General features: G+C 58.0%; 12 protein-coding genes. 10 read left to right on the top strand and 2 right to left on the bottom strand.

Annotation, left to right across the window (positions count from 1 at the left end; translation table 11 throughout):
* Nucleotides 1-173: integrase core domain-containing protein (locus VEI50_11455; GenBank protein ID HXX75738.1), on the top strand; the 173-nt coding region annotated here is incomplete at its 5' end.
* A gap of 377 nt (nucleotides 174-550) precedes the next feature.
* On the top strand, nucleotides 551-706 hold the full coding sequence (locus VEI50_11450; protein ID HXX75737.1) for a hypothetical protein: 156 nt from the start codon (nucleotides 551-553) through the stop codon (nucleotides 704-706).
* A 171-nt stretch (nucleotides 707-877) separates the two neighbouring features.
* Here VEI50_11450 and VEI50_11445 read toward each other — a convergent pair whose 3' ends face one another.
* The gene (locus VEI50_11445; GenBank protein HXX75736.1) at nucleotides 878-2,101 is read right to left on the bottom strand and encodes a TCR/Tet family MFS transporter; all 1,224 of its coding nucleotides are present in this window, start codon (nucleotides 2,099-2,101) and stop codon (nucleotides 878-880) included.
* Nucleotides 2,102-2,299: 198 nt separating this feature from the next.
* On the opposite strand from VEI50_11445, the gene VEI50_11440 reads away from it, so the two are divergent.
* From VEI50_11440 to VEI50_11405, 8 genes are all read left to right on the top strand, one after another.
* The gene (locus VEI50_11440; protein HXX75735.1) at nucleotides 2,300-2,728 is read left to right on the top strand and encodes a response regulator; all 429 of its coding nucleotides are present in this window, start codon (nucleotides 2,300-2,302) and stop codon (nucleotides 2,726-2,728) included.
* A 61-nt stretch (nucleotides 2,729-2,789) separates the two neighbouring features.
* Nucleotides 2,790-3,299: a nuclear transport factor 2 family protein gene (locus tag VEI50_11435; protein HXX75734.1), complete on the top strand. Its 510-nt coding sequence runs from the start codon at nucleotides 2,790-2,792 to the stop codon at nucleotides 3,297-3,299.
* Nucleotides 3,300-3,391: 92 nt separating this feature from the next.
* The gene (locus VEI50_11430) at nucleotides 3,392-4,708 is read left to right on the top strand and encodes a hypothetical protein (GenBank protein HXX75733.1); all 1,317 of its coding nucleotides are present in this window, start codon (nucleotides 3,392-3,394) and stop codon (nucleotides 4,706-4,708) included.
* A gap of 129 nt (nucleotides 4,709-4,837) precedes the next feature.
* Nucleotides 4,838-6,265 (top strand): ATP-binding protein, encoded by a 1,428-nt coding sequence (locus VEI50_11425; protein ID HXX75732.1) that lies wholly within the window; start codon nucleotides 4,838-4,840, stop codon nucleotides 6,263-6,265.
* Nucleotides 6,262-6,972 carry a response regulator transcription factor gene (locus tag VEI50_11420; protein ID HXX75731.1) on the top strand — a complete coding sequence of 237 codons (711 nt, stop codon included), beginning with the start codon at nucleotides 6,262-6,264 and terminating at the stop codon, nucleotides 6,970-6,972. The genes VEI50_11425 and VEI50_11420 overlap by 4 nt, the downstream gene beginning before the upstream one ends.
* Nucleotides 6,973-7,158: 186 nt before the next feature.
* Nucleotides 7,159-7,587, top strand: a complete 429-nt coding sequence (locus VEI50_11415) for a cupredoxin domain-containing protein (GenBank protein ID HXX75730.1) — start codon at nucleotides 7,159-7,161, stop codon at nucleotides 7,585-7,587.
* Between the two features lie 298 nt (nucleotides 7,588-7,885).
* Entirely contained in the window at nucleotides 7,886-8,170 is a 285-nt protein-coding gene (locus VEI50_11410; protein HXX75729.1) for a hypothetical protein, read from the top strand.
* Entirely contained in the window at nucleotides 8,142-8,531 is a 390-nt protein-coding gene (locus tag VEI50_11405) for a response regulator (GenBank protein HXX75728.1), read from the top strand. Before VEI50_11410 ends, VEI50_11405 begins: the two co-directional genes overlap by 29 nt.
* 198 nt (nucleotides 8,532-8,729) lie before the next feature.
* Here the strand turns inward: VEI50_11405 and VEI50_11400 are convergent, their stop codons facing one another.
* Nucleotides 8,730-9,593 (bottom strand): SPFH domain-containing protein, encoded by an 864-nt coding sequence (locus VEI50_11400; GenBank protein HXX75727.1) that lies wholly within the window; start codon nucleotides 9,591-9,593, stop codon nucleotides 8,730-8,732.
* Between the last annotated feature and the right edge of the window lie 10 nt (nucleotides 9,594-9,603).

Below are 9,603 nucleotides of genomic sequence, written 5' to 3'. Positions count from 1 at the left end.
CATCACCGAACAAACTACGGGATGAACTGTTGGATCGGGAACTGTTTGATACACTCTGGGAGGTGAAGGTGCTCGTGGAGTGCTGGCGGCAGACCTACAACCGGATTCGGCCCCACAGCGCCCTGGGCTATCGTCCGCCGGTACCGGAAGCCATCGCGCCACGGTGCGCGTGAGTCACATTGCAAGTGGTACAACTACAGGGGGCAGGTCACCTCCACCACCGTCGTCATCCATGGCGATCTCGGGTAATTGCAGCGGAGACTGTAGCAATACAAGGAAGGTGTCGAACTGGTTCGAGTCCATATGGATCGTGAGTCTGCCTCTAGACGGTAGTGTGACACGGTATTGGTCGACATAGCTCTGGTCGCCAGAGCCAGGGAAGAGTGCTTCAATCGTGCAATCAGTAGTTGTCAGGGCTCCATTCGTTGAACTGGCAGGTGAGATATCGACAACGCTTCCACAAGGATTCGCTTGTGGAGGAGTAGATGTTCCACCGCCGCCACCCCCTCCCCCTCCGCAACTCAATAGGAAGAGTGACGAAAGACCCACCATGATCGAAACGAATGTCTGTTTCCATCGACACATGGTCAACCTCATGAATCAGTCGGTTGTTGCTACTACCACCAAGCGCAAGTCGTATGCCGATGGAGATTCGATCGAGAAGTCACACCGGCAACCCTGTCCAACACGGCATTTTCAATGGTGATTCTAGTTGGAGGGAGGAATATTCTGGTTCAACACAAACTGAAGGCTCGAACAGAGAGGGTAATCAGATAGGATTCATAACTGAATCAAGTCCGGTACAGTACTAGGTGTTCTTCCATCTCGTGCAGTCTCGTCACTGACTCAATTTCCTCCTCGTGATTACCTCCCCCATCTACGCCCTCGTTGATCGCCAGGCGATCGTCATACCCAGTAACAATAGTATGGATGCGAGCAGATAGGGCGCGCCGGGGAGGTGCCACCCGGCTTGTGGACCAATGAAGTGTGCGAAGGTTTGCGTGAAGATGCTCGGTCCGACGAGACCGGCAATGCCGGTGAGGCTGGCGATGGCCCCTTGGAGTTGACCCTGCTCGGACGCACGCACCCGGCGGGTCATCAACGCCTGCATGGCCGGACTAGCGAGGCCCCAGAAGGCCATGATCGGAATTCCGAAGCAGTACAGCCATCCGGTTGGCGCCAGACCGTAGACGGAGAATCCCATGGCACCAGAAAACAACCCCATGGCGACAGTTCGCCGCTCGCCGAATCTCAGTGTGATCGGCTTGACCAACCCACCCTGCACGATCATGGCACAGACTCCGACTGCCGCCAGTGTGAGACCCACAGCAGCGGTTCCCCAGCCATATCGATAGCCCAGGTACAACACCGCCACGCTCGGCAACACGACGTGCGCGAGGTTCATCAGAAAATTGGCCGACGCGAGGCCGAACAATTCATGGTGCGAGCGCAAGAGGACGAGCGAACCGACGGGATTGGCGCGCTTCCACACGAACGCCATGCGGTTTTCGCGTGTCAAGGATTCCGGCAGAACAAAGAAGCCGTAGCAGGCATTCACAAGACTCGATGCCGCCGCTCCCCAGAACGGCAGACGCGGGTCGGTCGCACCCAGCAACCCTCCGACGGCAGGACCGAGGACAAAGCCCAAGCCGAAGGCCACACCCATCTTACCGAACGCGGCCGCACGCTGTTCGACCGGCGTGACGTCCGCGATATAGGCGCCGGCCGTACTGAAGCTGGACGACGCCATGCCGGAAATAGCCCGGCCCACGAACAGCCAGGTAACGTTCGGAGCCAATGCCATGACGATATAGTCGAGGCCCAGTCCCAGATTGGACAGCAGGACGATCGGCCTCCGCCCGAATCGGTCTGAGAGAGCGCCTTGAATGGGCGAACAGACAAACTGCATGAGCGCCCAGGCTGTGCCCATTAATCCGTAGATTTCGGCGGCCTGTGCCGTATCGCCGGACGTGAAATGTTCGACGAGTTTCGGCAGCACCGGAATGATGATGCCGAACGACAGCACGTCGAGCATGACGGTGATGAGGATGAAAAGGACGGCGGCCTGCCGTGGCTGCGGCGACACGGATGCTGGAATCATCGCGGAGGCATCCTAGCAGGCCCTTGTCCGGCCCCGCATCAGGAAAGAACGGCCCTGCTTCTTGGGGAAAGAGCATGAGACAGGTCACCTGTAACCTTTCTACGAACCCTTCCGACTTATATCAGGGTGGAGGCTCGGTTCCAGGAGTTTCCCTCACGATACTCGTCGTACGTCTATGCCTTTGCGATAGGCCGTCGCATGAATGGTCTGACAGGAAATGGAGCGCAGGTGTTGATCGTCGACGACGATGAGGACGTGCGGCAAATCATTACCGATCGGCTAGAACAGGCCGGCTTTGCCGTGGCTCAGGCCTGTGACGGTCTTCACGCCTTGGCGGAATTGCGGCAGCGTCATTTCCATGTGGTGGTGACCGACTACCAGATGCCCCGTCTCAACGGACTCGCTCTCCTCCGGCAATGTCAACTCTCCTGGCCGGAGACGCCGGTTATTATGATGTCGGCGGCACTGGACGTTCCCGGGGAAATAGCCGCAGCACGTCTTGCGTTTGCGTATATCCGGAAGCCGTTTGATGCCGATCGGTTGATCACGCTCGTCTGCCAGGCTGCGCACTTATCGAGAGCAGTGGCTCCTCCGTCGCCCGGATCGGGCTCCGACACAGGCAGGTAATGTGGCGGCGGCTTTATAAAGCGAGTGCGCCGATTGGCTGTTTCTGTGGCGGAGGCATTGCGTGAGATCAACCTTACAGATTTGGCTCTCCATTGTCTGTGCTGCTTGGGCAGCCTCTCCTGCGTGGCCGGCCTCGGAAGACCTAGAAGTACAACGAGTGATCAGAGAAGCAGCGGAGGCCTATATGGCCTTCCCGCACACGCGGGACCGCCATTCAGTGATGAAATATTTCGCACCGGACTATTCATTTTTTGACGACATGGGGGCACGGTCTTACCAAGACATTGAACGCATGTTGGCTGACCTTGAACAGGATCTTACACGCGGGCCGGTCGTGATCATTGAACAGATTACCAACCTCACCGTGCATCAATTGGATCGTACGTTGGCCTGGGCCACTTATCAGGATCGAGTGACCGTCGTTCGACTTGGGCGCACCACGGAGGATGAGGCCCTCTGCACAGCCATCTTCTACAAAACGCCGACCGGATGGGTCTATCAGCACGAGCATTGTTCCTCCAATGTGTTAGACCAAGAGCCGGAGCCAGACGAACTAACAAAACTTACGTAGACTTATGAATGATTTGCTGTCGACGAACCACCGGCGGATATTGGACACCGATATGGTAAGCTGAATACAGGAATTACAGGGGGAGGGCCTCGATGTTGTTCGCTCGCAGGGGGTTCCCATTCTCGGTGATGCTCCTCCTGGGGCTCTGTCTTCCCCTTGCCGGTGTGTCTTCGAGCTCCGCGACCAGTTCTATCTATACCTACACGGACGACTCCGGCACGCCCACCTTCACCACCGACTTAGACATGATCCCGGAGAAATATCGTAGCCGGGCCGTGCCTCTCGACCTTGAATCATCCACGCCTTCTCCACCCTTGCCAGGAGGACAACACAGTCCTTCTGCGAACGTTCGGGTCGTGACCGCAAGCGGTGAATACCGCATGGGGGATCACGACACGCGGGCCGATGCGGTTCGGATGGCCGTCGAAGCCGCCAAACGACAGGCCCTCGAGCAGGTCGCGACATATCTGGAGAGCGTGACCGAGGTTCAGAACATGGATGTCACGAGAGATGACATCCGGACCTACACGGCCGGCGTTGTGATGGTCTTGGATCAGAAGATCAGCACCAGGCTCGAGGGAGAAACGGTCGTGATTCACGCCGATCTCACTGCGCAGGTCGACCCGAATGAAGTCGCGCAGGCGATCACGGCGCTTCGAGAAAACGAGAGTGCGAAGAATGAGCTGATTGCGCTCCGTGCAGAAACGGATCAATTGCACCAACAGCTCGATGCCGCCAACCAGGCCTTAGCCTCCGCCGTGTCGCCCGAACAGGTACAAGCTCTCAGTCAACAACGTCAGGACGTGCTCAACCAATTGCAAGCGAATGCGCTTGTCTCTCAAGCTTGGACCGACTGGGTTTATGTGACGCCGATCGTCTATCCTTATCCGTGGATCGGCGTGCAGCAAGTCCACGGATTGCTGCTCCAGGCGCGACAGCTCTACCCACGGAATCGCCATATTCCCATCGTGCAGCAGGTCGTGACGACGCAAACCGGCACTTTGCCACCCCCGCCCCCAGCTGGAATTTCTCCGCCGGTGACGCAACATCCTTCCTTGCTGGTCCCACCGCCGGCCTCGAGTCGTCTTGCCCCACCACCCTCGCAGACGCTGCTCCCGGGATCGGCGAATGCCGCAACCAGCGCCAATGCGATGAGGGCACCAATGGCCGTGCCGCCGCAGTTCTCAAGCCCTCTCCCTCCTACATTGCAGCAGGTCCATCCGCCCCATGTGGCGCAGCCAAATCCTCCCGTCCTTCGTGCGCCCTATTCAGTCCCCCAGTATGCGCCATCAATGGGGTCACGACACTATGGCGGCATGGGAGGAGGGCATTTCGGTGGGGGAGGACACTTCGGGGGGGGAGGACATTTTGGCGGGGGCGGTCACTCCGGCGGTGGTGGACATCGCTAGCTCTTCACAACGAGCATCTTGTATAGCCCGCGTTCCGCGCACATTAAAGACCGTTAGCCTACCCATCGCTGCTCTTGCCTGGAGTTCTCCGGCGCCTCGTTGATATGATGGGAACGACTGGAGACCACGATGGCTGCCGCCACACCCTCCCCGTCTGTGAGATCGCACGATATCAGTTGGACCGTTGTAGGCATCCTCGGCCTTCTGATCATTACTGCTCTCGCCATCGTCCCCCTCACTCTCACTGTCATCCATAGTCGTGAATCCGATGCGGTCGTCATCGACCTCGCCGGCCGGCAACGCATGTTGCTCGAGCGTCATGTGAAAGAGATCCTCCTCGCCTCGCAAGGAGTCGACGCTCAGTACCAGCAAACTCGCGCTGCTCTGAAGGAACGCGTGCAGACACTGATCCAGGGTGGTACGACGGTTGCCGAAGCCGATCATCGCGGGACCGTTGCAGTTCCAGCAGCTCCGACCGACGAGATTCGACAGGCGCTGCTCGAGCAGCAACGGCTCATGGAATTGTTGTTTGCCCAAGCCGATGCCTTCCTTCTGCGTGCACGGACCGGCATCGAGAGCAGCACGGCGCGCGATGAACTGCTCAGCGACAACACTGCGTTGTTGACGACCGCCAACGATGTCGTGATGCTCTTGACCAAGCATTCGGAGAACAACGTCCAGACGCTCATTCGTTGGGAACTAGCGGTGGTCTTGGTGGTGTTGGTAGTGGCGACGTTGGGCACCTGGCGCTTTCTGCGAGCGGAGCAGGCACTGAAACAGAGTCAGGCAATGACCGTCCAAGCCTTGCGCCAGCGCGACGCCGTCAAATCTTCGTTGCTGTCTTCCGTCTCGCATGAGCTTCGGACACCGCTGACGGCGATCAAAACGATGTTGTTCAGCCTTCAACACGACAGAGAGTCGCTACCGTCGTCCGTTCGCCACGAGTTTCTCACTGGTATCGATCGTGAGTTGGATTATTTGAACAACCTGGTCGGCAATCTCCTAGACATGTCACGTCTTGAGGCGGGGACGCTCACACCCCGCCGGGAGTGGCAGATCTTGGAGGAATTGGTGGAAGGCGCGATCCGCCGCATCGACCCGTTACTGGCGGGCCGTGAACTTCACGTCCACCTGGCTCAGGATCTTCCCCCGATCTCTGTCGACGGGATGCAACTTCAGCAGGTGTTCGTGAATCTCCTGGACAACGCGATTAAGTTTTCTCCGGCACAGTCCCCGATCCGGCTCACCGCCGCCCTGGCGGGAAACTTTCTCGAAGTGCGCGTGACGAATATCGGCGAAGGGATCCCCCCCCACGAGCTGGACCGGATCTTCGACCGGTTCTACCGCGTCCAGTCCGGACGCTCGTCCGGCTCTCCCGGCACCGGGCTTGGGTTGGCAATATGCAAGGGCATCGTCGAAGCTCACGGCGGTTCTATTCTTGCGGAGTCGATTCCCAGTAAAGAGACGACCATTGTGTTTCGGATCCCGGTGGCCGTCTCGCCATCTGACGGAGACCAAGCGACCTCCGAGCCTCACGTTGTTCAGAGGGCATCGTGACACAGGGCGCCCGCATTCTCGTCGTGGACGATGAACCGCAGATCAGGCGATCCCTCCAAGTGAATCTGGAACGCAGCGGTTACGCGGTCGAAACGGTGGAGTCAGGTGAAGGTGCGCTGAATTCCTTCCGCAACCGGCGTCCCGATGTCGTCATTCTTGACCTCATCATGCCAGGGATGGGCGGAGTCGCGGTGGTGCGCCGAATTCGCGAATCCTCGACGGTGCCGATCATTGTGCTCTCGGCAATGGGCGAGGAGTCCCGGAAGGTCGAAGCGCTCGAACTGGGCGCGGACGATTACATGACAAAACCCTTCGGCATGGATGAACTGCTGGCCCGCATGCGTTCCTTGTTGCGGAGAGCGGCCGGCGCCCATAGCTCGCAACCGGAATTCGTCGCGGGCGGCCTCTGCGTGAATTTTGACCGGCGTGAGGTCACGCTGGATCACAAGCCGGTCAAACTGACCCCAACCGAGTATGACCTGCTCAAATATATGATCGAACATGCCGGCAAGGTGCTCACGCACCGGATGCTGCTGCAGGAGGTGTGGGGGCAGGCGTACATGGACCAGGCCCAATATCTGCGCGTCTTCATCGGCCAACTGAGGAAAAAACTCGAAAAGGACCCGACTCGCCCTCGGTTCATCCTGACCGATCCCGGCGTCGGGTATCGCTTCTGCCTCGAAGGCGATGCTCCGTCGGTCGCCTAAGCTCCGCTCTGTCTTCAGCCCCTGATCGTTCTTCTCTTCCGTCTGCGCAAGAGCCCTCATACGGTCGATCTTTATACATTCTTTATGCGATGCCACTCTTTCAGGTATCGAGTCCTTATTCCCTCCAGCGGTATCCTGTTCGCGAGCCAGATCGACGTGGGATCCGCCGTCGAAAGGAGGGATGTTATGAGCCAACCCTGTCCACTCAGGACCCGACTCGTGATCGCGCTTTTTCTGTTCTGCGCAGTCATGCTCATGACCGTCATCGTAGCGACTGTCGGTGCGGCGCCAACTCCGGTCGAGATTTTGTTCGAAACGACCTCGCCCTACTATCAACCTCGTGTCGCCGTCGTGTCGGCGGGCACGCCTGTTCGGTGGATCAATGCCACAGCTTCTCATCACAGCGTCCGCCATGACGGGTGTGTGACGGATGAAACCTGCGCCTTTCAATCGATCGCGGTCCCGCCGGATAGCAGCTTTCTCATCGCTCCGCTGCCACCGGGACGCTATGCCTATCACTGCGAGTTGCATCCCCTGATGAGGGGTACGCTCATTGTCCTTGATCCTCTCGTGCGAGGCGACGCAATGATTTCCGTCCTGGAACAATCCAGGTGAGTGATCGTACTGAACGAACGGTTGACCTCACTTGCACGGAGAGTGAAGCGACCGATGTTTCGCCGGCTCACTGTCCGCGCTGTCAGGGGTTTCTCATTCAGGTCATGTATGAGGACTGGGGTTGGACGACGGGCACACCAACAGCTCTCGCATGGAGCTGTGTGCAATGTGGCGCGATCATCGATCCCGTGATTACGGCCAATCGCCGTGCCCGCGGAAGATAGAACTATAACGCACGGAACGACCGGTACCCGTTCTGCTGCCGGTCAGAGAGCGTAAGCGAAGAAGGGAGGACCCCATGCCGACAGAGACTCACACGAGTACTCATCCTATTGAGCATGCGGGACAGGAATCCTCGATCATGGAACTCCTTCGGTCTTCGAGTAAATTGACGGTTGAGGAGCTTGTAGCACGAGCTCCTAACCTAAGCTGGAGTCAGCTCTTTCTCGCCATCATTGCCTTGAGCCGGGCCGGAGACATCATTCTTCGTCAGGAAGGTTTCACCTATACCTTGGAGACCGCAAAACCTTCGCCAATCCTGGTAGGAGAATCACATGGGACGACGGATTCTGATCATCGATGACAATCCCTCTCTCTGTGTAGCCTTAAAAGATCGACTCCAGGCGATGGGCTACTCCGTCATTGTCGCTCACGACGGGAGGACGGGCTTGGCATTGATGACGCTTGAGGCAAAGCAGGCTCCGATCGGCGGCGTGCTGCTGGACATGCATATGCCCATCATGGACGGGATTCAGGTGCTTCGTGAGCTCCAGATTCAACACAAGCATGTGCCTGTTGTGATGATGACTGCCGACCCGGATCACAGGGTTCGTGAACAGGCGCTGAAGCTGGGAGTCAAGCACTACGTCACGAAACCGCTCGATGCGAGTCTGTTTACACGAATTTGTGAGCAAACCTTTCCGCTGACCGACTCTGATGCATGAGATTTCTGCTGCCAGGCTCTTCCCGCGAATCCGTTAGCGATTCACCGTCAGCTATCCGCTCTGTTTCTCCCAGAGTGACGTGCGATCGACGACAAAGACCATCCGTAAGATACGCGTTGCGAGAATACGGGGAACCTGATAAGCCGCGCTCCTCTCCTGCCGAAGCCGCGGATTGCCCTGGATGAGGCGATTTTCCTCTTACTCTTTCTTGAACGCCAGCTTGCTGTCTGCCAACAAACCAGACAACAACGAACTGAACTCCATGGGCAGAATAAATTTCGTGGCTGGACTCGCCCCCATCACCTTCAACGTTTCCAAATATTGCAGACTCATGGTCTTGGCATCCACGCTCTTGGCCACTTCAAAGATCTTCCCGAGCGCGAGCGCGAACCCCTCCGCACGCAGGATTTTGGCCTGCCGGTCGCCTTCGGCACTGAGAATTGCCGCCTGCTTTTCACCCTCTGCTACGGCAACGGCCGCTTGTTTCTTACCTTCCGCCTCTGTGACGGTCGCTCGCCGGCTTCGTTCGGCCGACATCTGGCGTGTCATCGCCTCCTGTACCTCTTGAGGAGGAGTGATCTCTCGAATCTCGACCGTGGTGATCTTGACACCCCATCGTTGCGTAACTTCATCCATTTTGGCCTGTAAGAGATGATTAATCTGGTCACGCTTGGCCAGCACGTCGTCCAGTGGGATGTCGCCCACGACAGCCCGCAATGTGGTGGTGGCAATACCCTGTGACGCCCCAGCAAAGTCCTGAACCTTTACGACGCTGGCGGTCGGGTCGAGGACACGGGAGTAGATGAGAAAATCGATCGAGATCGGAGCATTGTCTTTGGTGATGCAGGTTTGGTGCGGTACTTCGAGATAGGTCTCTCGCAGGTCCACCCGCATTGGCCGGTCGATGAACGGCAGGATCAGGACCAGACCGGGCCCTTTGGGCATTGGCAACACTTTGCCAAGACGGAGCACGACCAGGCGTTGGTACTCCGGGACGATCTTGATGGTGAGAAACAACAGGAAGGCAGCGACTGCGAGTGCGACGATCAGAGAAAGGTCCATACAGACCCCC

Source organism: Nitrospiraceae bacterium (genome assembly GCA_035623075.1).
Taxonomy (GTDB): Bacteria; Nitrospirota; Nitrospiria; order Nitrospirales; family Nitrospiraceae; genus DASPUC01.
This window is presented reverse-complemented; position numbering and strand designations above follow the sequence as displayed.

Bases quoted from the DNA above. Each gene is read 5' to 3' on its own strand.
- VEI50_11415 (HXX75730.1), top strand. From the start codon at position 7,159: ATGAGCCAACCCTGTCCACTCAGGACCCGACTCGTGATCGCGCTTTTT.
- VEI50_11430 (HXX75733.1), top strand. From the start codon at position 3,392: ATGTTGTTCGCTCGCAGGGGGTTCCCATTCTCGGTGATGCTCCTCCTG.
- VEI50_11440 (HXX75735.1), top strand. From the start codon at position 2,300: ATGAATGGTCTGACAGGAAATGGAGCGCAGGTGTTGATCGTCGACGAC.
- VEI50_11445 (HXX75736.1), bottom strand. From the start codon at position 2,101: ATGATTCCAGCATCCGTGTCGCCGCAGCCACGGCAGGCCGCCGTCCTT.
- VEI50_11425 (HXX75732.1), top strand. From the start codon at position 4,838: ATGGCTGCCGCCACACCCTCCCCGTCTGTGAGATCGCACGATATCAGT.
- VEI50_11450 (HXX75737.1), top strand. From the start codon at position 551: ATGATCGAAACGAATGTCTGTTTCCATCGACACATGGTCAACCTCATG.
- VEI50_11410 (HXX75729.1), top strand. From the start codon at position 7,886: ATGCCGACAGAGACTCACACGAGTACTCATCCTATTGAGCATGCGGGA.
- VEI50_11405 (HXX75728.1), top strand. From the start codon at position 8,142: ATGGGACGACGGATTCTGATCATCGATGACAATCCCTCTCTCTGTGTA.
- VEI50_11400 (HXX75727.1), bottom strand. From the start codon at position 9,593: ATGGACCTTTCTCTGATCGTCGCACTCGCAGTCGCTGCCTTCCTGTTG.